The following is a 25074-nucleotide window of genomic DNA, read 5'->3' as shown; positions in this document are numbered from 1 at the left end:
GGGTAGCTTAGATAACCGTCACGCGGCCTTGGTTGCCGACGATGGCCTTTGCCTCTGCCAGCAGCGGAATCGAGCGTGCATTGACCTTGGCCGGCACCTCGGCACGCAGCACGCGCCCGTCGACTTGCTCAATAAAGATCTCCACGCGGTCGCCGCCCGGGTTGGTGGTGAGCACCGTGGCCAGGCGCGCCATATTGCCCTGGCTAAATCGGCTGTTGGGCACCATGACCTCAAAGACCTTGGGCTTGTTTTTCTCCTCGCTAAGCTCCAGCGGCACAATCTCCTGCGCAATGATCTGGTCGCCGCGGTCCGAGCGCTCGAGCTTGCCCTTAATGCGCACAAACGCGTCGGACAGCTGCGCGCCGGTCTCGGGATCGACCTCGCCATACAGATACCCCTCGGCCTCCTTGTAGGTCTTGGGGAACACCACGACCGTGGCCTCGCCTTCCATGTCTTCGAGCTGCACGATGCCCATGGGGTCGCCGTTTTTGGTCACGCGCTTGGACACGCTCGAGACCATGCCGGCCCACCACAGCGCCTTGCCCTCGGGAATCTCCTGGTTGATGGTACCGCCCGTAGGATTCTGAACTTCGTAGCCAGTGTCGATCTGCGAGAACGAGAAGTCGCGTGCCTTGGCCAGCGCATACTCAAACGGGCGCAGCGGGTGGTCCGAGACATAGATGCCCAGAACCTCCTTCTCCTGGCTCAACTTAAGGTGGCGGTCCCACTCCTGGCCATCCGGATCGGGCACGCTCACCTCAAAGCCCGAGCCCTCAACATCACCAAACATGTCGAAGAACGACGTCTGGCCGCTCGCACGATCCTTCTGGCGCTTCACCGCGGCATCGATGATGTTCTCAGGGTTGTTCTTATCCACAAAGTGCATCATCTGGCGACGCGGATACCCCGTGGAGTCGAAGGCGCCTGCCTTGATGAGCGATTCGATCACACGGCGGTTGGCCTGGCTCGAGTCCACGCGCTCGACAAAGTCGTGCAGCGTCTTAAACGGACCGCCCGCCTCGCGCTCGGCGATAATCGCCTGCGCCACGCCGGTGCCCACGCCGCGGATGCCGGCCAGACCAAAGCGCACGCCCTCCTTGGTAGCCGTGAACTCAGTACCGGACTCGTTGACATCTGGCGACAGCACGGGGATGCCGTCGTGACGGCACGCCGAGACGTAGTGAACGATCTTGTCGGTCTTGCCCGTATAGGACGTCAGAACGGCCGCCATGTACTCGTGCGGATAGTGCGCCTTGAGCCACGCCGTCTGCATAACCAGGATGGCGTAGCCGGCGGAGTGCGACTTGTTAAAGGCGTAGGACGCGAACTCAAGAACATCGTCCCAAATCTTCTGGGCGACCTCGCGCGTGTAGTTGTTCTTGATAGCGCCGTTCATCCAGTGGTCGTAGGTGGTCTCGTCCGAGCCATCCTCCCAGTGGAGCACCGTCGACGTGAGCAGCTTGATCTTTTTCTTAGCCACGGGCTTACGGATACGCGAGTCCGATTCGCCCTTGGAGAAGCCGCACATCTCGACGGAGATGAGCATAACCTGCTCCTGATAGACCATGGTGCCGTAGGTTTCGCCCAGGATGTCGTCCAGACGGTCGTCGTAGGAGACAGCCGGTTCCTTGCCGTTCATACGGTTGATATAGGACGAAACCATGCCGGCGCCCAGCGGTCCCGGGCGGTACAGAGCGATCAATGCCACGACGTGCTTGTACTCGGTGGGCTTCATGTTCTTGATCGTGGCCGTCATGCCGGCGGACTCGACCTGGAAGACGCCGGCGGTGTGGCCGGAGCCCATGAGCTTAAAGATCTCGGGGTCGTCAAAGGGAATCTCTTCCTCTTTGATGTCGATGCCGAAGTTCTTTTTGATGTTGGCCTTGGCCTTGGAGATAACCGTCAGCGTACGCAGACCCAGGAAGTCCATCTTGAGCAGGCCCATGTCGGCAACGGTATGGCCCTCGTACTGGGTAATCTCGACGCCGCCCTTGGTATCGAGCTTGGTGGGCACGTGCTCGTTGACGGGGTCGCGGCAAATCAGAACGGCGCACGCGTGCACGCCCTCGCCACGGGTAAGGCCCTCGATCGAGAGCGCCGTGTCGATGATGCGGCGGGCGTCGTCGTCCTTTTTATAGGCCTCGGCAAAGTCGGGGTTAAACAGATCCTCTTTGCCGGGTTGCTTTTCGAGCACCTGCTTGAGCTTGACCTTGGGGTCGCTCGAGACCATCTTGGACAGGCGCTGGCCCATGTAGACCGGGTAGTCCAGGACGCGCGCGGCGTCGTTGATGGCCTGCTTGGCCTTAATGGTCGAGTAGGTGATGACGTGGGTAACCTTCTCGGGGCCGTAGAGCTGGCGAACGTGCTCCACGACCTCGAGGCGCCGCTCATCGTCGAAGTCCATATCGATATCGGGCATCTCGGTACGCTGCGGGGACAGGAACCTCTCGAACATCAGGCCGTTCTCGAGCGGGTCGAACGCGGTGATGTTCATGGCGTAGGCGACGATAGCGCCGGCGGCCGAGCCACGGCCGGGGCCGACGCCGATGCCGTTGTCCTTGGCCCATTGCACGTACTCGGCAACGATCAAAAAGTAGGCGGCAAAGCCCTTGTCGCAGATGACCTTGTATTCGTACTCAAAGCGCTCTTTGATGTTGACGCCGCCGATCTCGCGCGTGGCCCAGTCGTCACCGTAGTGCTGGCGCAGGCCCTTCTCGCACTCGCGGCGGAACTGGCTCTCGTGCGTCTCGCCGGGATCGAGCAACGGGAAGCGCGGCAGGATGATGGAGTCCCAGTCCAGCTCAACGTAGCACTTGTCGGCGATCTCGAGCGTGTTGTCGCAGGCCTCGGGGCAATACGGGAACATCGCCCGCATCTCCTCCTCGGTCTTCATGTAAAACTCCGAGCCGGTCATGCGCATGCGGTTAGGGTCGTCGACCTTGGCGTTCATGCCAATGCACATGATGACGTCCTGCACGGGCGCGTCCTCGCGGCGCAGGTAGTGGAAGTCGTTGGTGGCGATGACCTTGACGCCCACCTGCTTGGCGATGTCGATGAGCGTGCGGTCCATCTGCTCGTCGGTCAGGCCGTTGTCGGTGGTGATGCCGTGTTCCTGGATCTCGATGTAGAAGTCGCCGGGCTCGAAGGTGTCACGGAAGGTCTCGGCCCACTTGATGGCGCCCTCCATGTCACCGCGGTCGATGTACTTGGGGATGATGCCCGCGATGCAGGCGCTCGTGCAGATCATGCCCTTGGCGTGGCGGCGCAGGTTGTCGAGCGTCACGCGCGGCTTGTAGTAAAAGCCCTGCACGGCGGCCTCGGAAACCGTCTGCATCAGGTTGACGTAGCCCTCCTGGTCCTTGGCCAGAAGGATCATGTGGTAGAGCTCGGGCTTGTGGTCGCGAGCAAGGGTCTCGTCCGGCGTAAAGTAGACCTCGCAGCCAAAGATGGGCTTGATGACCAGGGGCGGCTTGAGCTCGTCGATGTTGCCCTTCTCGTCCCACATGGCCATGTCCTTCACATACTGGGCATGCTCGCGCGGGTTTTCCTCGGGATCGGGCTCCACCAGCTCGTCGCGGCGGTCCTTTTCCAGGAAGGCCTTGTCGTGGCTCCAGGTTTTGTACTCGGGCGTGTTGTGGTTGACGGCGTCGCAGGCCAGCGCCAGGTCGGGCACGCCATACATGTAGCCGTGGTCGGTAATGGCCACGGCGGGCATGCCCAGCTCAACGGCACGGTTGACCATATCCTGGATACGGGTTGCGCCGTCGAGCATGGAAAAGACAGTGTGGTTGTGCAGATGGACGAATGCCATGTGATGAGCTCCGATGCGGGTTCGTGTTCTGACTGAACGATTTTACCCCACGGCACGGACAGCACCCGAACCTAGCCAAACCCACACGGCTCCTCTTGAGTTGCGGTGAAATAGTTCCCGCTTGGGCCATCTGGGCCGCAATACAGGAACTATTCCACCGCAAGCTATCTGAGGGCTAGAGATTGTAGGTGACTACTTGGGGCTCGGCGGGATTGACGAAGAGAGTCGGATCGGCCTGCTCCACGCGAACGAACTTGACGGTCACAGCCTCAAAGCCCGCCCTGCGCAGAACGTCGGCGTAGACGCGCGCCTGCAGGGCGTGCTTCTCCTGCAGCTGTTCCGGCGTCTCGTCCGGCGCGCCGCCCGTCTTGTAGTCGATGACCAGCGCACATGACGAATCCGCCGGGTTCGTCGCCAAAGCGTCGATGGCGCCCTCGGCATAAGCACCGTAGCGAGCGATGTCCTCGTCCTCGCAGCCCAGTGAAAAGAACGGCACCTCGGCGCGAACGCACGGCCACGCGAGCAAGTCGGCACGAACAGCCGACTTGAGCCAGCGGTCCAGGGCAACGTCGAAGCGCTCACGCTGCTCCGGCGTCAGGCACCACAGGCGCGCCAGCGCATCGGCACGCTCAGCGGGCAGCGCATCGGCACCCATCTCGATCAGCCACTGGCAGGCGGCATGGAACGCCGAGCCCAGCGCCATGGGGTTGCCGGCGGGCTCAACGGCAGCCACGTCTGCATCCGTCATCTCCGAGCCATCCGACTCCGCATCATCGCCGGCCTCGTCCATGGGCACGTGTGCCTCGGCGGCACGATCTTCCGTCTCGGCATGGAGCGCCGCGGCGATTGACGAGTAGCTATACGAATCACGCATCGGATACGGACAGATGCCCATGCGCACGCCCACTGCCTGGGAATACACAAGCTCAAACGAATCGGGCTTGGGGTCGGCAGGACCGGGGACGGTTGAGCGCGCAGCATTATCGGCGGCATCGGCATCGCCACGAACAAGCCTGCCCTCGGCATCCAGCGAAGCGTTGGCCTCAAACGCCTGCTCGCCAAAGGTAAAGTCCGAAAGCGAAATGAGCTCGTAGTCGCCCGGCTGGGAGTTGTCGAACACCAGGCGGTCGGCATCGAGCTGCGGCATGTCCAGAGCGTCGGTCGGCAAAATACGGCGCAGCACGTCGTAGGTCAGATCGGTCTCGACATCGAAGGTCGGCGCGCACAGCTTGCCACGGCTCACGCCAGCATCCATCGCCAAGATCACCAGCTCGCGCGCACGCGTCATGGCAACGTAGAGCAAGCGGGCCCGCTCCTCGAGCGAAAGCCGCAGGTCGTCGTTGCGCAGGCGGGCAAATGCCTCGGCGGGAGAGCCCGTCGCACAGACGTCCTCCATGAGCTCCGGCGGCAGCCACAGCGACGTGCCCTTGCCCTTAAACGCATGCTCAAACTGCTTTTTGACGTCGTCGCCCTTCACAAAGGTACCGTCGGCGAGCTTAACGCCGTCGAAACGTGCCGGCAGTGCCACGACCTGTGCTCCGCCCTCGACGCGACCCATCTGTGCCGCACCCGAGGACTTACGCACGCCAAAGCACTCGGCGACCGCCACGACCGGATATTCCAGACCCTTGGAGGCATGCACCGTCATGATGCGCACCGCGCCGTCGCCCCCCTCGTTGAGGGCACCCGGGGCTTCCTTGCCCGCCAAGAAGCGGTCGAAGGCCAGCGCGATGGAACGCGGCGAGTTGCCGAACTCGGCCTCCGCCTCGGCCACGGCATCGAGCGCCTTGAGCACGTTGGCGGCAATGGCCTTGCCCTCGGGACCACGCTGTGCCAGACGTACAAACCAGCCGGAGGCGTTGACCACGTCGCGCGCGATGGCGGCGAACGAATCGCGGCCAACGCGACGAAGCGCATACCGCAGCACCTCGCGGGCGCGCGTCACGAGCGGCAAGTCTTGCAAACCCGGCACATCGGAATCGCTCATGATGCCCGCATCGATGTTGCGGCGCGACGTCTCGCCCGTCTGATCGTCGAGTTTGGTCGCCAGCGCCAGGAACTCCTGGGCGCCGAGTGCAAACATCGGCGAGGCGAGCAGCGGCATAAGGCCCTGCGCCGTATCGGCCGGATTGGCGAGCGCACAAACCAGGGCGCGCACCGTCTGCACCTCGGCTGCTTGGGCAAAGACCGAGCCGCCCGCGATGACGCAGTCGAGCCCCTGGTCGCGGAAGGCCTGGGCGTAGACGTCGGCGTTGGTCATGCGGCCCAGCAGCAGCACCATGCCGCCCTGGGGCTGGCCGGCATCGGCAAGCGCGCGGAAGCGCTCGGCGATCGCACGGGCCTTGGCCTGTGTGCGCTCCTGCGTACTGCCGCCGGCAACAAAGAGGGCCTGGCGACGCGAGGCGTCTGCCACCAGCGTGTCCTTGCGGCCGTCGCTCGCCTCAAGATCCAAAAAGCCCTGCATCAGGCCGCCGTCATCGCCATCGAAGACGCGCGCCACGTAACGCAGCACCTCGTCATGGCTGCGGAAGTTGCGCACGAGCTTGACGAGTTCACCGGCCGGTGCCCCGGACGAGGCCGACACCTCGGACGAAGCGAGGACGGCGCCCGGGGTGCTGGCAGCTGCCGCCGCGCCCGAAGCGCCTACCTTGCGCTCCTGGCGACGGAACACCTCGACCTCGGCGCCGCGGAAGCGATAGATCGACTGCTGTGCATCGCCCACGGTGCACAGCGCGCGCTCCCCCGCACCCGTCAGGTAGCAGATCAGATCGACCTGCATCTGGTCGGTATCCTGGAACTCGTCGATCATGACCATCTTAAAGCGGCTCTCGTATGCCACTCGGATGGCCGGGTAATCGCGCAGGGCCTCGTAGGCCATGCGCAGCAGGTCGTTGTTGTCGAGGGCAGACTGGGCAGCCTTCAGCGCGCGGTACTCAGCCTCTACAGAGCGGGCCAAGCCCACCAGCGCATCGAGCGCCGGGCCACCGCAGGCAAGCACGATATTGATAAATGCATCGGCAGCCTCCGCCTTGAGCAGCTCGACCTGCTCCTTGGGGAACGCCTTGCTCGCGCGCGGCATGGTGCACGACATCATGAGTCGCGCCGCATCGGCCATGGTCTTGCCGCTCGCCTCGAACGCGTCGATGGCATCGAGCGCCGTCTGCGCCTTCTCGGTCGCGGCCTTGCTTGCGCCCAGCGCCGCACGATAGGCATCGGCAAGTGCCGAGGTATCGGCCTGGCCGCGCGCCACGCACACGTCGTCCATACCGCCCGGCAACTGGCTCGACAGCTCCAGCAGGTCGCGCACCAGGCCCTTGATGGTCGTGCCGGTGCCAAAGGGGCCGCCCTCGCCCGCCATGGGATACCAGGCATAGAGGGCCTTGAGCGATGCCGCGAGCTCGGGGGCGGCATCGGGCGCCGTCGCGCGGGCCAACACATGCTCAACAGCTTGGTCCATAAGTTCGTCGGTATCGGTGAGCACCGTGAACTCGGGGTCGATACCCAGCTCCAGCGCATGCGCGCGCAGGATACGCGAGCACATGCCGTGAATGGTCGAGATCCACGCGTCGTCGACGGTCAGTGCTTCCTCGTCCATGCCCTCGTCGATAAGCGCACGGCGCACGCGGTCGCGAATCTCGGCCGCGGCATCTTTGGTAAAGGTAATGGCGAGCACCTGGTCCAGATGCTCAACGAACGGACCTGATTCGGGCGAGAGCGCGTAGACGATGCGGCGCGTGAGGGTAAAGGTCTTGCCCGAACCGGCGCCCGCCGAGACAAACAGCGGACGGTCGAGCGTTTTGACAATCTGCAGCTGTTGCGGCATCAAAGTCGAAAGATCCATGGTCTACACGTCCCTCCTTACAAACGTTCCTTCGTGGTTATACGAGCAGCGCGCATGCGCGGCCTGAGCCGACGTCGGGTCGATGGCGGCAACGTTGCCTGCCTCGAGCTCGCGCAGGCGCTCGGCGATGCCAGCCTCAACGCGATCGAGCAGGGCGTCGAAGTCCATGCTGCCACCCTCGCCGGGGAAACCTTTCTTAAGGCCCGGGATGCGACCGTCGCCGCGCTCTTCCTCGAGCAGCTCGGCGCTCGCAGCACCGCGCAACGCCGGCTTGCCACCCTTGGTCGAAAAGTAGAGCGCCGCGCGGGTGTCCAAATCCAGCGCCCGGCGCATGGCCTGGGCGTAGATGAGCGTTTGGGTATGTGGTGGCAACCAGCGTGGATCGTCGATGGGCGCCGTGCCCGATTCCTCGTCGCGCACCGTAGGGTCGGCGAGCTTAAACTCCTCAACGCCCGTGCGATGCTTGTAGTCGATCACCACGGCACGATTCTCGGCGTCCACGTCCACGCGATCGATGCGCCCGCCAAGCGGCCAACCGGCATACTCGACCTTGAGCTCGTTGAAGGCGAACTCCAGGTAGCGCGGGGCAAAGGGGGCAAGTGCCTCGGACTCGTAGGCAAGCACACCCTCCAGCTGCGGCAAGATCTCGGCCACCTGGCGCTCCTCCACCGCAGAGAGCGGCACCAGCGGGCCCTCGTTGCCACGCTTGGAGGCATGCTCGGCCAAGGTCTCGTCAAAGACCTCGCGCAGCAGCTCCTGAGCACGTGGCAGGTTCTCGGGCGTCACGCGCTCCATGCCCTCCTGGGGCAGACGGGCGTGCAGGTGTTCCAGCACGTCGTGGACAAAGTTGCCCTTCTCCATATTGCCAAAGCCTGCGTCGATCGACTGGGGCTTCACGCGGTACGAGACGAACCAGCATAGCGGGCAGGTCGAATAGGCCTCGATCTGCGAGGCAGACGTCAGGCGCGGCACGAGCGGCGCGTCCTCACCCTCGCCATCGCGACGGCGCAGGACCAGATACGGAATGGCTTCATCGCTCAGATGCTGAGGAGCATCGCAGGTCACGCGCTCGCGCCTAAGACCTTCGCCTGCAGCGGGATCAAAGTCGGCGATGATATCGCCCTCGCCCACGCGCATGGGCTTGGCAGCGCCAGCGGCCTCGGCATGTGCCCACAGCTCGGTCCATACGGCTGCCGGGTAGCACTCGCGTGCCTGGCGATCGTGCGTCACACGGGCGAGCGCGACCGGACCGCTCGCCGCCTGCATCGCACGGCCAAAGCGCACGCGCAGCAGGGCAGCGGGCTCCAAAGACACGCCGTCGCGGCGCAGCTCGGCTGTCAACGTGGCAAGCGGGCCCTCTTCGTGCGAAAGCGGATAGCTGTCCAGGTCGACATCGGCAAACAGCACGGCATCGTAGCTGCCAGGGCGAAGAACCGACGCATCGGCAAGCGACGCGAAGCGCACTTGTGCTCGTGGTGTGCGATCGACCTCATAGGTCTCGTAATCGTAGGCGGTACTGCGCTTGTCCACCTTGGTTCGAACGCCGTCGAGAACCGGCACGGTCGCGGCCTGCGACACGTCGAGCGCGCGAGCATCGTTCATAAGGATGTCGATGGCATGGCGCAGCAAAGCCGTCTCTGCCTGGCGACGGGCCTGGCCGTCAAGGCCGCCTAGAGCGCGATCGGGCAACGCCTCGGCAACGGCAAGCATGGCCTTAAGCGCCGTCACGGGCTTGTCACGCCACAGCGCCTGGAACACGTCCGAGACCACACACGGTACGTTCTTAAACCAGTTATCGTCGCTCGTCGCCTTGCGCGCGCCCCTCACCTGGCCCTGAACGCTCTGCAGCAGGCTCTTGACGCCCGCGGTAGTCTTGCTGCGCGAGAGACGCATATTCTTATCGAAGGTACGGGCATTGACGGCATCAGCGCCCGAAAGCGGACTGTAGATCCAGTCGGTAAGCTCCGGCGCGGGCCACCACTCAGTCTTGGAAGCGGTGCCCTCGTCGGCGGCTTTCATACGCTCGATCAGGTTGGCGAGCGCCGTAAACTGCCTGCCCGCGATGGACTGGGAAAACGCCGTGAACTCAGTCGTCTCGGCCGCAATGTGACGTGCCGCCAAACGGGCGGCGAGCTCGCCGAACAGCTGGGGTGCCCGGGCAGAAACGACGAGCACGCGCACGGGGTCGGCGGGCGTTGCAGTAGCTTTATCGGCCTTGGACTCCTTGTGCGCTTTCACCAACTTATCGATGGCGTCCGCATAGACATGAGCACGGGCATGGGGGCCGGCGACCTCAATAAAGGCAGGCTGAGCGGCGGCCCCGCAAGCGACATCAGACGCGACGGCGTCCTCCCCCAGCGGCGCGATCTCAAACAGCACACCGCGGGCATCAAATGCCGTGGCAAGCTCCTCGCGCATCGCCGCCTGCTCGCAGGCAAGCAGCACGACGACCTCTCCCCCATTGTTCGCCACGGCAGACAGCAGCTCGAGTAGACCGTGCGTAAACGACGTGGTACCGCGCACGCATACGGCGCGGGCGCACGCCGGCAGGCTATCGGCCAGGGCACCGGCCATAATGTCGGCTGCCTCGCAGGGCTCGACCATATCTCGACGGTCCAAACCGCCCGCGTAGGCACGCAAAAGCTCAAACACACGAGCCTCGGCATCGCTTTTTGGCTCAGGCTGGCAATTGTTGCCACCGCATCGCTCGGCCGTCGTCCCCGCCACACCCGGCAGCACATCGCGGGCCATGCGCGCGAGCATGCGCACCGTGCCCTGGCTACGCGAAAGCGGCTGCAGGTCGGCATCGTCGCGGCGGGCAATCATATCCGAAAACAGCATCTGACGTTGCAGGTTGTCGACGAAACCGCGCCCGTCGCCCAAAAGCTCCCAAAGCGAGCGAAGCCACGATGCGGGTGTCTTGTAGTCGATACCCAGCGAAATGCCGGCTTCCGCCGCATCATGACGGCACAGATCGAGCTCGGCAAACGTTGGTGCCAGCAACACGGCACGCCCGTGACGGGCAATAAGGTCGGCAAGCAGCGCCGACTCGGCATCGCTCAAATCCGTGCCGGCATTGGTGGTATAGATTCGAACAGGCATGGTCCTCCGCTCAAACCGTTCGCAATAATCAATGCATCCATCCTACCCGCCCAAGCGGACACATTGCCACCGCAGTTCCATCTTTTGGTACAAAGCAACCTGAACCCAACGCACCAGCCGATTGCAGGCATATAAAAACCGCCCCCGGAGGGACGGTTCTTCGTAATTCAATGTTGTCGCTGGCCTACTCGCCATCCTCCAACTTAATGAGGATCTTGCGGTAGCCACCGTACTCGCCGTTCAGCGCCTTTGAAACGCGGCTCACCGTGGTGGACGAAGCGCCGGTACGGGCCTGAACCTCAACATAAGGCTCGCCCTCGTCCAAATAGCGCGCAACCTGCAAACGCTGAGAAAGGTCGCAAATCTCGCGCGGCGTGCAGATATCGGTCAAAAACGCTTGGATATCCTTCTCGTCGTCCAAAAGGCTAAATGCGTGGACCAGCTGCTTGACATCAGGCTTGTCAAACATGTTCTCGATATTCATCGATCACCGCCAAACCCGCCAAAAGGCATCGAAGTTGATACTGACATCGGGCATCGTTCACCCGTTCTATGCAATAGGGCAACGCCTGTGGCTTTTGCCCGTAGCAGTGTAGCACACCACCAAACTAAAGCGACAAGACTCTCTGCCAGCGGCGCGTTTTTCAGGACGAACGCCGTTTAGAAACCGTATGCGCACGTAAGCTCCACGAATATTTGAGACAATGGGCGCCCAAACACCGCGGCGCGCCCGCGCAACCATCCAGGTCGCCGCCGCAAGCCGCTTCACGCGACGCCAGCAACCCCGGCGCAAGAAAGGATTCACGCCATGCGCTTTATGCTTAACTGGCTCTTCACCTCGATCGCCATCGCGATCGCCACGTTCCTCGTCCCCGGTATCCAACCCTTCGGCTTTGCCGAGACCTGGGTCTGCTTTGCCTTTGTGGGACTGTTCCTGAACATTGTCGATTCGCTCGTCAAGCCGTTCCTGACCGTCATCTCACTGCCGCTCACTATTATTACGCTTGGTGTTTTTCAGCTCGTAGTCAACAGCTTTATGCTTGAGCTCGCGAGTTACCTGTCGGTCAACCTGCTGGGCGTCGGCATCTCCATCGCCAGCTTTGGATCGGCCTTTATGGGCAGCATCCTGGTGTCCATCACGCGCAGCATCCTCGACAGCATCGCCGAGGACTAAAACGGCCATTCCGGCCGTGTCCGTCTCAACAGCCCAAAACGAAGGCCGCCCATCGCAAAAATGGGCGGCCTTCTTATTTGCCAAGTCTCAAAGGGCGAGAAAATCTACCATTTCCACCCCGTCCCCAAATGCAGGTGTGGGTTAGATGACGTAGTCGTAGCCATGGTTGGGAGCGACAAGTTGATCGAGCGTCACACCGTCGAGGTAGTCGTTGATGAGCTTGTCCAGGTTCTTCCACACGTCGAGCGTGGGGCACTCATCCGAACGCGAGCAGCCCTTGCAGTCGCCATCCAGGCAGGCGACCGGCGCCAGACTGCCCTCGGTCAGGCGCAAGATCTCGCCCACCGTGTATTGCTCGGGCGGGCGCGTGAGCACATAGCCGCCGCCCTTGCCGCGCATGCCCGAGAGCATGTTGGCGCGCACGAGCGTAGCCAAAATGTTCTCGAGATATTTCTCGGAAATCCCCTGTCGCGCCGCGATCTCTTTGAGTGGGATGCGACCGGCTGCCTGGTGCTCGGCCAGATCGACCATAACGCGCAGGGCATATCTGCCCTTAGTAGAAACCAACATGTATAGTGCTGCCTTTCGGTCATTTAGTCCGTAGAAATTCTAGCCGAAATATTGGTTTTGAAAATACCCGTTCCGGTCAAGATGGTTAATCGACTCGTAATAATCTTCTATTTCCTATTGCGTTACTAGGCTTTACTGTCTACTATGCTTGCCAACAGCAAAACGAACAACCCATAAGGTTTGTGGGTTTCGCTGCTACACACACCGTAAAACCACACGGTATCCAGTCATTTGAACACTTTGGAGGTTCACCATGAGCAAGGTTTACACGTCCATCGATCAGCTTATCGGCCACACCCCGCTTCTGGAGCTCACCCACTTTGAGGGCGACGAGGACCTCAAGGCTCGCGTGCTCGTCAAACTGGAATACTTCAACCCCGCCGGATCCGTTAAAGACCGCGTCGCCAAGAACATGATTGACGAGGCCGAGAAGGCAGGCAAGCTCGTGCGCGGCGGCGACTACACCATCATCGAGCCCACGAGCGGCAACACCGGCGTCGGCATCGCCTCGGTGGCGGCGGCTCGCGGCTACAAGGTGATCATCACCATGCCCGAGACCATGTCCGTCGAGCGCCGCAAGCTGATGCAGGCATACGGTGCGCAGCTCGTGCTCACCGACGGCTCCAAGGGCATGAAGGGCGCTATCGCCAAGGCCGAGGAGCTGCAGAAGGAGACTCCCAACAGCATCATCGCCGGCCAGTTTGTGAATCCCGCCAACCCGGCCATTCACAAGACCACGACCGGCCCCGAGATCTGGGACGACACCGACGGTCAGGTCGACATCTTCGTCGCCGGCGTTGGCACCGGTGGTACCGTGACCGGCGTGGGCGAGTTCCTCAAGGAGCAGAACCCCGAGATTAAGGTCGTCGCCGTCGAGCCCGCCACCTCCCCGGTGCTCTCTAAGGGCCAGGCTGGTCCGCACAAGATCCAGGGCATCGGCGCCGGCTTTGTGCCCGACGTCCTCGACACCCAGGTCTACGACGAGATCATCCCCGTCGAGAACGACGACGCCTTTGCCACCGGCCGCGCCGTGGGCCACAAGGAGGGCGTGCTCGTGGGCATTTCGTCCGGTGCCGCCGTGTGGGCCGCACTGCAACTGGCCAAGCGTCCCGAGAACGAGGGTAAGACCATCGTGGCCCTGCTTGCCGACACCGGCGAGCGCTACCTGTCCACGGCACTGTTCCAGGACTAAGGGCCCGTCACTTGTCGATAGGCCCAAGGCACGCCGGTCTACCCTCTCTTCTGGCGGCCTGAGCTCATCTCGTTAGGGTGTCCCACGAGACGTCCGAACTTGCTACAATGTCTGCGGCGCGGAACCAGCCTCCCGCGCCGCTTTTCTTTTTTGGCCACATGCCACCAAGGAGAACCTCCCCATGCACAACAAGCGCGTGCTCGTCGCCATGAGCGGCGGCGTCGATTCCAGCGTGACCGCGTACCTGCTCAAAAGCCAGGGCTACGAATGCGTCGGCGCCACCATGCGCCTCACCTGCCCCGCACCCGATCCCATCACGGGCATGAGTAAGGTCGACCGCGACATCGCCGACGCAAAGGCCGTCGCCGAGCGTCTGGGGATCCCCCATCATGTGCTCGACCTGCAGCAGACGTTCGACCGCAACGTTATCGAGCGCTTTGTGAACGCCTACCAGGAGGGACTGACGCCCAACCCGTGCATTATCTGCAACCGCCACATTAAGTTTGGCGCGCTGCTCGATGCGGCGCTGGACATGGGCTGCGACTACATCGCAACGGGACATTACGCCAAAACAAGCCAGGCGGCAGACGGCACCTGGCAGCTACATCGCGGCGAAGATTCCAAAAAGGACCAGAGCTACTTTTTGTATTCGCTTACGCAGGAGCGCCTGGCGCACACGATCTTTCCGCTGGCGGGCCTAGACAAAGAGCGCAACGTGCGCCGCATAGCCGCCGAGCAGGGCTTTACCAACGCCCAAAAGGCCGAAAGCGAGGACATCTGCTTTATTCCAGACGGCGACTACGCGGGCTATATCGAGCGCCGCTGCGGACATCCCGCTGCACCGGGCGACATTGTGTGGCGCGACGGCAGCGTGGTCGGACGCCATAACGGCGCGTTGCGCTATACCATCGGCCAGCGCAAGGGCTTGGGCGTCGCGATGGCGCATCCCGTGTATGTGACGGGCGTCGATGCCGCCAACAACACCGTGCATCTGGGCGAGGCCGAGGACCTAACGGCCACAGCACTCACGGCCGACGACTGGATCTGGAGCGCCCCTGCCGACCGCATGGAGGCAGAACTCGATGCCGGCGGCATTCGCGTGGGCGCCAAGTACCGTTACCGTCAGAAAGACCAAGCAGCGACCCTTACGCGCGGCGAAGACGGGCAAATGCTGCTGACTTTTGACGAGCCGCAGCGAGCCATCGCCCCCGGCCAGGCCGTTGTAGTCTACCACGGCGACATCGTCCTCGGCGGCGGCACGGTGACCGGCGCACTTAAGTAGCCCCATCCCCTTCATAAATTGCGGTGAAATAGGGACTGTTTAAGCGTTTAAAACCGCCAAACAGTCCCTATTTCACCGCGACTTAGAGAGGACGGCCTCGGTCGGTACTGCCGTATCAGCCGAGGCCGCTGCATCGTTAGCGCTGTACGTAGGCGCGGACGAGCTCGTAGGTGTTGCGCACGCCGTCCATGTGGCTGCGCTCGTAGTTGTGGCTCGCGTACACGCCGGGGCCGATCAGGCCGTGACGGATGTCGTAGCCGGCGGAAAGCGTGGCCTCAACGTCCGAGCCGTAATGCGGGTACACGTCGATAGCGTAATCGAGCTCAAGCTCGCGCGCGATATTGGACAGCGTGGTCACCAGGTCGTAGTTGTACGGACCGCCCGAATCCTTGGCGCAGATCGACACCATGTGCTCGGTGCAGCCTAGGTCGTCGCCCACGCAGCCCATGTCAACGCTGATCATCTCGCGCGTGTCGGCCGGCACGAAGGCGCCGCCGTGGCCCACCTCCTCGTACACGGTAAAGAGCAGCGAAACCTTACGCGAAAGCGTCACCTCACCAGCGGCGACGGCACGCGCCAAGCCCAGCAAAATGGCGGCCGAAAGCTTGTCATCCAGGAAGCGGCTCTTAATGTAGCCGCTCTCCGTCACCGTGGTACGCGGATCCATAGCGATGATGTCGCCGGTCTGAATACCCAGCTCGAGCACATCGTCCTTGCTGTCGACGTTCTCGTCGAGCAGGATCTCCATGTTCTTCTCGACGGTCTTGACCGGCTCGTCGGCAACGTGCGCCGAAGGCTCGGTATTGAGAACCACGCCCGTGTACACATTGCCGTCACGCGTGTAGACAGTGCAGTTCTCGCCATCGGCCGTAGACCACTGGTGCCCACCAAGCGTCGTGGGACGCAGGCGGCCATTGTCCTTAATGGAGCGCACCATGGCGCCCAGGGTATCGACATGGCTCGCCAGTACGAGCGGCTCACCCTCGCCACCAAGTTCAACGAGCACGTTACCCTTATTAGAACGCTCAGGCCCAAACCCCATATCGCGCAGCGTCTCCATCAGATAATCAGTCGCCGCACGGGTATAGCCCGTCGGCGAAGCAATAGAAGTCAGCGTCTTAAGCTGTCCCGCGATATAGGAGAGCGTCTCCTCTAGAGAAGCATCGATTACAGAAGCCATGTGCATCCTTCCAAGCAAAACTAAGACCGAGTCCCGATTTTAACCGTTCTGCACGCGCAAGGCTCTGGGAGCCGAGCCACCTCCAGACGTCCTCGCGCCGATTTTGCGCACGAGCACGGCTTACGATCCCAATCTTGCATAAATCCTATCGGTATCTGCATAGAAATGAGGAATCTTTTTGCTTCGTCTCAGGGTACCCCACCTTGGGCCGTGCAAAAAACGGAGTATTCAGCATCGTGGGCCCCAACGACCCCATCGCGAACGACAAAACGACGCGGTTACAGCAGTGTTGCGGGTCGTCGCAAAGCAGAAACTCAGTAACAACCCCCTCCACTCATCGATAGCCCACCCGCAATGGCTGTCGATGGGCGCCTGCGGGCCACTACGGGCCATTCAAAACGTTATGCATTTTTAAGAGCTTGCTGAATACTCCCAAAAATGCACGCTGGGAAGTGCACCACCTATCCGTAGCGGGCAGTACACCTTGGTTTTGCCCGTCTCAGGGCATCGACGCAGCACAAAAAGCCCCGCCATGCGTAGCACGGCGGGGCCAGCGGCAAGTCAAAAGACCATACGCCTACGGGCGAAGGACCACCAAACTGGGTTAGGCAACCGGGCAGATCTTCTTGAAGAGCTCGATGACGTCGTCGAGCGTCGCCTCGCGCGGGTTACCCGGGAAACAAGCGTCGGCCATGGCGTCCTTGGCCAGGACCTCGATCTCGTCAGCCTTCATGGCCTCGCAGACGTGCGGGATATTCACGTCGGCGGAAAGCTGCTTGACGGCGGCGATAGCGGCGTCGGCAGCCTCGTCGGTGCTCATGCCCGTGGTGTCAACGCCCATGGCGACGGCAACCTTGGCCAGACGCTCGGCGCAAACCGGCTTGTTGAACTCCATGGCGATCGGCAGCAGCATGGCGCAAGCGACGCCGTGCGGGGTGTCGTAGTGAGCGGACAGGGTGTGAGCCATGGCGTGGTCGATGCCCAGGCCAACATTGGAGAAGCCCATGCCGGCGACATACTGGCCAAGGGCCATGCCCTCGCGGCCGGAGCCGGGCTGGCCGGACTTGGCCTCGGCAACGGAGTCGCGTAGGTTCTCGCTGATCAGCTTGATGGCCTCAAAGTGGAACATGTCGGAGAGCTCCCAAGCGCCCTTGGTGGTATAGCCCTCGATGGCGTGGGTCAGAGCGTCCATGCCGGTGGAGGCGGTCAGGCCGGCGGGCATGGAAGCCATCATGTCGGGGTCGACGACGGCGACCTCGGGGGCGTCGTTGGTGTCGACGCACACGAACTTGCGGACCTTCTCGGGGTCGGTGATGACGTAGTTGATGGTCACCTCGGCAGCGGTACCGGCGGTCGTCGGCACGGCGATGGTGAACACGGCGTGGTTCTTAGTGGGAGCAACGCCCTCGAGGCTGCGGACATCGGCGAACTCGGGGTTGTTGATGATGATGCCGATGGCCTTGGCGGTGTCCATGGAGGAGCCGCCACCGATGGTCACGATAGCGTCAGCCTCGGCGGCCTTGAAGGCCTCGACGCCGTCCTTGACGTTCTGAATCGTGGGGTTGGGCTTGATCTCGGAGTAGAGGCTCCAAGCGATGCCGGCGGCGTCGAGCTCGTCGGTCACCTTAGCGGTAACGCCAAACTTGACCAGATCGGGGTCGGAGCAGACGAAGATCTTCTTGTAGCCGCGACGCTGGAGCTCGCCGGGGATCTCCTTGATGGCGCCGGAACCATGATAAGAGATGGTATTGAGAACGAAACGATTAGCCATTGATAGCCTCCCATCGTGTGCGGGGCATCCATTACGCCCCACACTATGAGTCCCATCCTAACGCTTTTGAAACAAAAAACGCGTGAGAACGTCAAACTATTTAAAGCGTTTCAACAGATGATGAAAAATAATGCGGCGAAGGGACAGCCCCTTTGCCGCATTCGGTTACTTTCGGCAGCCCTCTTTCCAAGCCTCGGCCGCAACCTTCCAGCGTAAGCGCAAGTCGCGCTCGCGGTCGATGAACATGATGGCAAACGCGACAAACAGCAGCAAGCTCGCCACGACGATGGCGTGCAGGCCCATGCGCTCAATACACCAGTTGCCCAACACGGCGCCAAACACAAAGGTAAAGATCACGCCAAAGTACAGCAGGCCGTTTTCCAAAAAGCCGCGCCTGTGGGTGATGATGTAATCGTCCACGTTTTGCAGCGCGTTGCGCAAGTTGCCGATGCACATGGTCGTAGCGATGCCGTGACCGTGGATCTTGCGGAAGCTCTCGACCTGCATGCCGCAGGCAAACGAGGTAAGGCAGTTGGCGAGCAGGTTGTAACCGCCACCGGGGATAAAGCTCACGCCCAGCAAGATGACGGCTTCAAAGAACACCGTCACCTGACGCCAGTGGATCACGCTGCCAAACCGCTCGTGCACCAGGTCGGCAAGCATAATGCCCACGGCAAACGACACCACGGGGAAGAAATAGCGTCCCGCCAGCACCCAATTGCCCTCCGAAATGCTCACGCCCACAAGCAGGATGTTGCCCGTCTGCGCGTTGGCGAAAACATGGTCGCGCCCAATGTACGAATACACATCCATAAAGCCACCGGCGAGCGCCAGGATAATGCCCAGTTCGATGGACTCCGATATCTGTTTGGCACGCTGCATCGTCGTGCATCCTCCTTGTTGACGACCCTCTCGTGCGTTGGCGGAAACATAACCGCCGTTCATACTGTAACCCATTGACAACATGGCGTGCGCGCGAGACGGGTTCTCCAACGCGCAGATACACAGTCTGGAAACAAACGACTGGCTCAGCGACGCTCTCACTCACCAGCTCATGTACTCCCCCAGTCTTTTTAGCCCCGCCCCAAAAAGACTGGTTACAATTACGTGCAGCATACAAACACCGGGAGGGATCGTGGCAAAAAAGCCTCAGCACGCTCAGAACAACCAGCGCAGTCAGCAGGGCAAACAGGGCCAGCAGCAAAAGCGTGGCGGCAAGGCCCAGGGCGGCCACGCCGCTCATACCCCGGCAGCGCCCGCCCGCCCCTGGCGCCCGGGCCGCGATAAATTCCTCCCCGTCAGTCGAGCCGACATGGATGCACGCGGCTGGGACCAGTGCGACTTTGTCTACATCTGCGGCGACGCCTACGTGGACCATCCCAGCTTTGGCATGGCCATCATCAGCCGCGTCCTCGACGCGCACGGCTACAAAGTGGGCATCATCTGCCAACCCGACTGGACCGACCCCGCCAGCATCACCGTGCTCGGCGAGCCGCGCCTAGGCTTTCTCGTCAGTGCCGGCAACATGGACTCTATGGTCAACCACTATTCGGTGACCAAGCATCGCCGCCACACCGACGCCTATACCCCCGGTGGCGAAGAGGGGCGCCGTCCCAATCGCGCCGTCACGGTCTACGGCAACCTCATCCGCCAGACGTTTAAGGACGCCCCCATCATTATCGGTGGCATCGAGGCAAGCCTGCGTCGCCTGGCCCACTACGACTACTGGCAGGACAAGCTCAAGCGCTCGGTGCTGCTCGACTCGGGCGCCGACATCCTCATCTACGGCATGGGCGAGCACGCGATTGTCGAGATCGCCGACGCGCTCGACGCGGGACTGCCCGTCGACCAGATTACCTATATCAACGGCACCGTCTACCGCACCAACTCGCTCGACGAGGTCTACGACTACGACCTGCTGCCCAGCTGGGACGATCTTGCCGCCGACAAGCTCAACTACGCGCGCAGCTTTAACGTGCAGCAGCAGAATATGGACCCCATCACCGGCCATCGCCTGGTAGAGCCCTATCCCAACAGCGTCTATGTGGTGCAAAACCCGCCGTCGACGACACTCACCACCGACGAGATGGACGAGGTGGCAGAGCTCCCCTACGCACGCGATTGGCATCCCGACTACGACGCGGCAGGCGGCGTGCCGGCCTTTGCCGAGATCAAGTTTTCAATCAGCTCTAACCGCGGGTGCTTTGGCGAGTGCTCGTTTTGCGCCCTCACCTTCCACCAGGGTCGCGTGCTGCAGATGCGCAGCCACGACTCGATCATGCGCGAGGCCGAGCTGCTCACGCACGACCCCGAGTTTAAGGGATACATCAACGACGTGGGCGGACCGACGGCCAACTTTAGCCGCCCTGCCTGCGACAAGCAGCTCAAGCACGGTGTGTGCAAGAACAAGCGCTGCCTGTGGCCGAGCGTATGCAAGAACATGGTGGTCGACGAGAGCGGCTACACGCAGTTGCTGCGCGACCTGCGCCAGCTACCGGGCGTCAAGAAGGTCTTCGTCCGCAGCGGCATCCGTTTTGACTACACCATGGCCGATGCCTCGGACGAGTTTTTGCGCGAGCTGCTGGAGCATCACGTCTCGGGCCAGCTGCGCGTAGCGCCCGAGCACGTGAGCGACGCCGTGCTGTCTGTGATGGGCAAGCCGAGCCGCGCCGTCTACGACGCATTCTGCCGTAAATTTGAACGCTTGAACCGCGAATACGGACTCAAGCAGTACGTAGTGCCGTACCTAATCTCGAGCCATCCCGGCTCAACGATGAAGGAAGCTGTGGACCTTGCCGAGGCCGTGAGAGACATGGGCTACATGCCCGAGCAGGTGCAGGACTTCTACCCCACGCCGTCCACCATGTCGACGTGCATGTACTACACCGGCGTGGATCCGCGCACCATGGAGCCGATCTATGTGGCGCGCGACCCGCACGAGAAAGCCATGCAGCGCGCGCTCATCCAGTATCGCAAGCCCGAGAACTACAAGCTGGTGCGCGAGGCGCTGGAAAAGGCCGGCCGCCGCGATTTGATCGGCTACACCAAGCATTGCCTGATTCGTCCCGTGCCCCCGCGTCCGGGCGAGACGTCTGCTGGCGGTGGCCATGGCACCGGCAAGAAGGGCGGCAAGGCCCACGGTGGCGCCGCCGGCAAGGGACCCAAAGGCAGCAAGGGCCACGGTGGCATGTCGCGCGCGCAGAACACTGCCGGACGCAACCGCGCGGCCCAGGGACGTCAGGGCGCCAACGGCGGCGGACGCCACAACTAGCGTGGCGAGGGCCGGCCGGTGCCTCTTGGCCAGTCGGCGTCTCCTCATCGCCCAAGCGTGTTTTCCCTAGGGGAAACACGCTTGGGCTGTCTCCAGTCGTGATTTCCCTAGGGGGAACACGCTCAGACACGCCTAGCCGTGTTTTCCTTAGGGGAATCACGCTTGCTGGCAGGGACGATCCGTCTGGCACGTCAGTTTGAGCGACCGCATCGCCTCTACCAGCACAAAGCCGGCGATGCCAACCGTGACCACAACGTCGAGCGGCGTATTCACAAACCACGGCAGCCCCATGAGATACGACCCGGCATTAAAGGCAAAGTGCAGCAGGATCGTGTAGCGGAGCTTTCCGGTGGTCACGAGCACCCAACCGAAGATGAGGCCGGCGGCACCCGCGTAGCAACCCTGTACCCAATTCATGTGCATAAAACCGAAGATTGCCGCCTGCAGTACAATCGCCGCTGCGATACCCCACGTGCTTGGGGCCGCCCAGGGCACCATGGCGCCGCCCTGCGCGCTCGCACGACGCCGGCGCTTCCAGAGCGGACGGCACTGCGGGTTAAATGCTCGGAGCGAAAACTCAAAAATGATACCGCGCACCAGCAGCTCCTCGCAAAACGGAGCGCCGATCACCGTGGTCAGGACGGCCAGATAGCTCGTTTCGCCCATGCCCGTCTCCTCGACAAGTTCGCTGTAATCGGCCGCCGCCTCGGGCAACAGCGACAGCACAGCGTCGGTCACGTAGCCAACGACCACCTGCAGGGCAAGGCCGATCACGATAACGCAGGCGATGCGCCTCCATGCTTTGCCTGCTCCCCCGCCAAGCGGGCGCTCGCCCTGCCAGCGCGCCATAAACGAGCGCGGCCACAGATAACGCCACCACAGCAGTGCCATCAAAAACGACGCCATCTGCGCGGCAGCCTGAAGCAATTGAATATCGAGGTCGTCAATCGAAAAGCCCATGAACACCGACGCGACACCAAGGGCGGAAAACAAAACGACGCTCAGGGCAATATCGGCAGCGACGACGCCAAAACAGGCAAGCGCCCAAATCATCGCATTGAGCATGCCAACCTCCTCCCGACGACTAGTCATTGGGGACGTTCTTCAACGACTAGCTGTTGGGGACACTCTTTACCAAAAGCCCCGCTCGGCGAGATGTCGAACGGGAAGGTGCCGCAGCGATTGAAGGCGGCGATAAACATGCGGATGGCGTTGGACGGCGTAGTGCCCACGAGCTGGGTTGCCGCCGCGAAGGCCGCCTTTTCCTCGGGCAAGACCTTCGCGACAACCGGGGTCATGTGTTCTGCCATGGCGCTTCCTTTTTGAAACGACGGTGGTGCGGATGGATGCGGGCCACGCGGCTGGGCGACGGGCTGTGAAGGCAACCCGATTGGCCCGCATCTTGAGTTTGTTCTACGGCGTTGGTATTACTTGGTATTCCTAAGTATTACCCCGTAGATAGAATACCATACCCGACCCCATGGGGACGGAGAAAAAACGGATCAATTTGTTGCTGAGTAAGTCTTTAGAGCGTGATGATGTCCGAGATATTGAGGGCCCGAGCGTCAGCGGAATCGTGCGTGGCAAGCAACAGCATACGGCCGTCGAGCAAGTCGAGCACGACCTCGGTGCATGCGTCGCGCGCAGCGATGTCTAGACCGGTAAAGGGCTCGTCCAGAATCACTGCGCCGCCCGGACACAGCAGGGCTCGGGCAATCTCGACACGACGGCGCTGCCCGCCCGAGAGCTCGGCCACGCGGGCATGCACATCGATCCCCGGTACCAGCAGGCGCAACAAGGCAGCGGCACTCGAGGTATTCACGCGTGCATCGGCGCACACCAGCACGTTATCCAAAGCAGAGGCGTCCTCGACCAGGCGCACATCCTGAAACACCATGGAGCACGGTGCGCACTCCCCCGCCACCAGCGCAAGCAACGTCGACTTGCCCACGCCCGAAGCGCCCATCACACAGGTGCGTCCACCGGCGGGCACATGAAGCACCAGTCCGTCGAGCGCCGGCGACCAGGGCGCCCGGTCGCCCACGGCGAGCGCAAGCTCCGCAGCAGCCCCGCCGCCAGCAGAGCCGCACGCACGCCCGCGGCCACCGCGCCCATGCGCCCGCACGGCAGTACGCCACGCCACGGGCCCCGAAGCCCGCAGCAACCACACCAGCACGCGCTCGCATGCCCACGATGCCGCCACGACCAGCACGGTCCACGCCAGCAGGTCCGCCGTCTCGATCAAAAGCTTCGCCTGATAGATGCGTTCGCCCACGGTGCCCGTCGCCATGCCGATGAGCTCCGCCGCCACGCCGGCCTTCCAGCTCATGCCGATCACGGCACGCGCACACGAAAGCACAAACGGCAGGACCTCGCGCCAGGTATGGGCGCAAAACAGACGCCAACCCTGCACGCCATGCAGACGAAACATCTGCTCCAGCGGCTGATCAACCTGTGCCAAACCCTCGACCAGCGAAAAATACACTCCCGGCAGCGCCATCAAAAAGACCGCCGCAATGCTTACGCGCGCCGACCCCAGCCAAATGAGCAGCAGGACCACCACGCAGGCAACCGGCGTCGCCTTAACAAACGAAAGCGCCGGAGCCACCAAGCGGGCAAACGCCCGCGAGCGCGACGAAATTCCGGCCAGCAAACCACCGCACACCGCGGCAAGCGCCAAACCGCCTAGAATCCGCGCACCCGAGCCCGCCAGAATCGCCCACGTGCCGGCATCGCATACCAGCCGCAGCAACGCCACCACAACAGCACCCGGACCCGGCAAAATCAGCGGCTGTGCCACCAGCGCCGCCACGAAGACCCACACGGCAAGCCAAAAGGCGGCAACGGCACCTGCTGCCGCCACCGCCTTCATACGCTCTATCATTTGTCGAGCAAACGCACGCACGGGTTACTCCATGTAGTAGAAATCATCAGCCGGGAGCTTGCTGCCCACGGCGCTCGCGTCCGCATCGGCCAGCACCTTCAGGTACCCACCGAGCGCGGCCTTCATATCCTTCCCTGTCTGGCAGACAAGCATGCACCCGGGAATCGCCTTTTCGGCAATCGTGGCGTTATCCACGATGCCCGCATCGACCACGGCCTGCGCCCAGTCCGCCGGCGCCGCGTTCACGGCCTCAACGCTCGCAACATGGCAGCTCAGGAATTCCGCCACGGCCTCGGGATGCTCCTCGGCAAAGGCACGGCGCACCACGGTCACACCCGTCAGCAAGCGCGAGCCCGTGTCTCCTGCCAGCTCGTCCCACACATCGGTCAGGCTCACCGGTGCCGACAGCTTGCCCTCGCTCTTGGCGATGGCCGCCGTCTTGAACGGCTCGGGTAGCACGCCCACGGCAGTCGGGTCGGCAAGCAGAGCCGAGAGCACCTCGGTAGGCTCGCTCTTAAACTCGAGCGCCACCTGACCGGCCAAGCCCGCGCGCTCCAGCAGGTAGTTCATGACGTACTCCGGCGTGGTGCCCTTGCCCGTCATATAGACGGTATGGCCCGCCAGATCGCCAAACGAGGCCACACTCGCGTCGCCCGTCACCACGTTCAGCACGCCCAGCGTGTTGATGTCGATGACCTGCACCGCGCCCTCGGTCTTGTTGTAGAGCACGCTCGCCACGTTGGCGGGCACCAGGGCGATATCGATATCGCCCTGAATGACCTTGGGCACAATCTCGTCGGCGGCAGTGTTGATCGCAAAGTCGAACTCATTGTCCGTCTCGCCATCGGCTGCCTGGTCCATAAACTGCACCAGACCGATCGACGTCGGACCCTTGAGCGAGGCGACGTGCACCTCGACCGGCTCTGCGGCAGCACCGGCGCCGTCCGTGGCAACCGAGCCCGCGGCGGACCCGGCACCGGCAGCCCCGCCGCCACA

General features: G+C 62.5%; 15 protein-coding genes and 1 pseudogene. 4 read left to right on the top strand and 12 right to left on the bottom strand.

The window, feature by feature from the left end; all coding sequences use genetic code 11:
- Positions 1-7: 7 nt before the first annotated feature.
- From dnaE to DWY51_RS01080, 4 genes are all read right to left on the bottom strand, one after another.
- Entirely contained in the window at positions 8-3811 is a 3804-nt protein-coding gene (gene dnaE, locus DWY51_RS01095; protein ID WP_117769525.1) for a DNA polymerase III subunit alpha, read from the bottom strand.
- Between the two features lie 175 nt (positions 3812-3986).
- On the bottom strand, positions 3987-7652 hold the full coding sequence (locus tag DWY51_RS01090; protein ID WP_117769523.1) for a UvrD-helicase domain-containing protein: 3666 nt from the start codon (positions 7650-7652) through the stop codon (positions 3987-3989).
- Between the two features lie 3 nt (positions 7653-7655).
- The gene (locus DWY51_RS01085) at positions 7656-10754 is read right to left on the bottom strand and encodes a PD-(D/E)XK nuclease family protein (RefSeq protein WP_117769521.1); all 3099 of its coding nucleotides are present in this window, start codon (positions 10752-10754) and stop codon (positions 7656-7658) included.
- A 184-nt stretch (positions 10755-10938) separates the two neighbouring features.
- Positions 10939-11238 carry a YerC/YecD family TrpR-related protein gene (locus tag DWY51_RS01080; protein WP_022094855.1) on the bottom strand — a complete coding sequence of 100 codons (300 nt, stop codon included), beginning with the start codon at positions 11236-11238 and terminating at the stop codon, positions 10939-10941.
- A 324-nt stretch (positions 11239-11562) separates the two neighbouring features.
- Between DWY51_RS01080 and DWY51_RS01075 the strand changes: the two genes are divergently transcribed.
- Positions 11563-11928 (top strand): phage holin family protein, encoded by a 366-nt coding sequence (locus tag DWY51_RS01075; RefSeq protein WP_117769519.1) that lies wholly within the window; start codon positions 11563-11565, stop codon positions 11926-11928.
- A 141-nt stretch (positions 11929-12069) separates the two neighbouring features.
- Here DWY51_RS01075 and DWY51_RS01070 read toward each other — a convergent pair whose 3' ends face one another.
- Positions 12070-12498: an Rrf2 family transcriptional regulator gene (locus DWY51_RS01070; protein WP_022094857.1), complete on the bottom strand. Its 429-nt coding sequence runs from the start codon at positions 12496-12498 to the stop codon at positions 12070-12072.
- Between the two features lie 253 nt (positions 12499-12751).
- Between DWY51_RS01070 and cysK the strand changes: the two genes are divergently transcribed.
- Complete coding sequence (cysK, locus tag DWY51_RS01065; RefSeq protein WP_117769517.1) at positions 12752-13690, top strand: cysteine synthase A; 939 nt, start codon at positions 12752-12754, stop codon at positions 13688-13690.
- Positions 13691-13868: 178 nt separating this feature from the next.
- A pseudogene (gene mnmA / locus DWY51_RS01060) lies at positions 13869-14972 on the top strand (tRNA 2-thiouridine(34) synthase MnmA); the annotation flags it as partial.
- 136 nt (positions 14973-15108) lie between these two features.
- Here the strand turns inward: mnmA and DWY51_RS01055 are convergent.
- The 3 genes from DWY51_RS01055 to DWY51_RS01045 all read right to left on the bottom strand — a co-directional run bounded on the left by DWY51_RS01055 (position 15109) and on the right by DWY51_RS01045 (position 18805).
- Complete coding sequence (locus tag DWY51_RS01055) at positions 15109-16152, bottom strand: M42 family metallopeptidase (RefSeq protein WP_117769513.1); 1044 nt, start codon at positions 16150-16152, stop codon at positions 15109-15111.
- A 604-nt stretch (positions 16153-16756) separates the two neighbouring features.
- Positions 16757-17923 (bottom strand): lactaldehyde reductase, encoded by a 1167-nt coding sequence (gene fucO / locus DWY51_RS01050; protein WP_117769511.1) that lies wholly within the window; start codon positions 17921-17923, stop codon positions 16757-16759.
- Between the two features lie 165 nt (positions 17924-18088).
- Positions 18089-18805 carry a YoaK family protein gene (locus DWY51_RS01045; protein WP_117769509.1) on the bottom strand — a complete coding sequence of 239 codons (717 nt, stop codon included), beginning with the start codon at positions 18803-18805 and terminating at the stop codon, positions 18089-18091.
- A gap of 253 nt (positions 18806-19058) precedes the next feature.
- On the opposite strand from DWY51_RS01045, the gene DWY51_RS01040 reads away from it, so the two are divergent.
- A complete protein-coding gene (locus DWY51_RS01040; protein WP_233504580.1) occupies positions 19059-21194 on the top strand; it encodes a YgiQ family radical SAM protein in 2136 nt (711 codons plus the stop codon).
- A gap of 156 nt (positions 21195-21350) precedes the next feature.
- Here DWY51_RS01040 and DWY51_RS01035 read toward each other — a convergent pair whose 3' ends face one another.
- From DWY51_RS01035 to DWY51_RS01020, 4 genes are all read right to left on the bottom strand, one after another.
- Complete coding sequence (locus DWY51_RS01035; protein WP_158556879.1) at positions 21351-22259, bottom strand: CPBP family intramembrane glutamic endopeptidase; 909 nt, start codon at positions 22257-22259, stop codon at positions 21351-21353.
- A gap of 23 nt (positions 22260-22282) precedes the next feature.
- A complete protein-coding gene (locus DWY51_RS01030) occupies positions 22283-22504 on the bottom strand; it encodes a hypothetical protein (RefSeq protein ID WP_022093947.1) in 222 nt (73 codons plus the stop codon).
- Between the two features lie 215 nt (positions 22505-22719).
- Entirely contained in the window at positions 22720-24099 is a 1380-nt protein-coding gene (locus DWY51_RS01025) for an ATP-binding cassette domain-containing protein (protein ID WP_147332633.1), read from the bottom strand.
- 3 nt (positions 24100-24102) lie between these two features.
- The coding region (locus DWY51_RS01020) for an ABC transporter substrate-binding protein (RefSeq protein WP_233504579.1) at positions 24103-25074 on the bottom strand (972 nt) is incomplete at its 5' end.

The organism is Collinsella sp. AF25-2LB (assembly GCF_003458415.1).
Classification (GTDB): domain Bacteria; phylum Actinomycetota; class Coriobacteriia; order Coriobacteriales; family Coriobacteriaceae; genus Collinsella.
Note: the sequence above shows the minus strand (reverse complement) of the source record. Positions and strands in the feature narration are given on the sequence as shown.

Coding starts and splice junctions, on each gene's coding strand:
- cysK (WP_117769517.1), top strand. CDS start 12,752: ATGAGCAAGGTTTACACGTCCATCGATCAGCTTATCGGCCACACCCCG.
- DWY51_RS01075 (WP_117769519.1), top strand. CDS start 11,563: ATGCGCTTTATGCTTAACTGGCTCTTCACCTCGATCGCCATCGCGATC.
- DWY51_RS01090 (WP_117769523.1), bottom strand. CDS start 7,652: ATGGATCTTTCGACTTTGATGCCGCAACAGCTGCAGATTGTCAAAACG.
- DWY51_RS01080 (WP_022094855.1), bottom strand. CDS start 11,238: ATGAATATCGAGAACATGTTTGACAAGCCTGATGTCAAGCAGCTGGTC.
- dnaE (WP_117769525.1), bottom strand. CDS start 3,811: ATGGCATTCGTCCATCTGCACAACCACACTGTCTTTTCCATGCTCGAC.
- DWY51_RS01070 (WP_022094857.1), bottom strand. CDS start 12,498: ATGTTGGTTTCTACTAAGGGCAGATATGCCCTGCGCGTTATGGTCGAT.
- DWY51_RS01030 (WP_022093947.1), bottom strand. CDS start 22,504: ATGGCAGAACACATGACCCCGGTTGTCGCGAAGGTCTTGCCCGAGGAA.
- DWY51_RS01085 (WP_117769521.1), bottom strand. CDS start 10,754: ATGCCTGTTCGAATCTATACCACCAATGCCGGCACGGATTTGAGCGAT.
- DWY51_RS01055 (WP_117769513.1), bottom strand. CDS start 16,152: ATGGCTTCTGTAATCGATGCTTCTCTAGAGGAGACGCTCTCCTATATC.
- fucO (WP_117769511.1), bottom strand. CDS start 17,923: ATGGCTAATCGTTTCGTTCTCAATACCATCTCTTATCATGGTTCCGGC.
- DWY51_RS01035 (WP_158556879.1), bottom strand. CDS start 22,259: ATGCTCAATGCGATGATTTGGGCGCTTGCCTGTTTTGGCGTCGTCGCT.
- DWY51_RS01045 (WP_117769509.1), bottom strand. CDS start 18,805: ATGCAGCGTGCCAAACAGATATCGGAGTCCATCGAACTGGGCATTATC.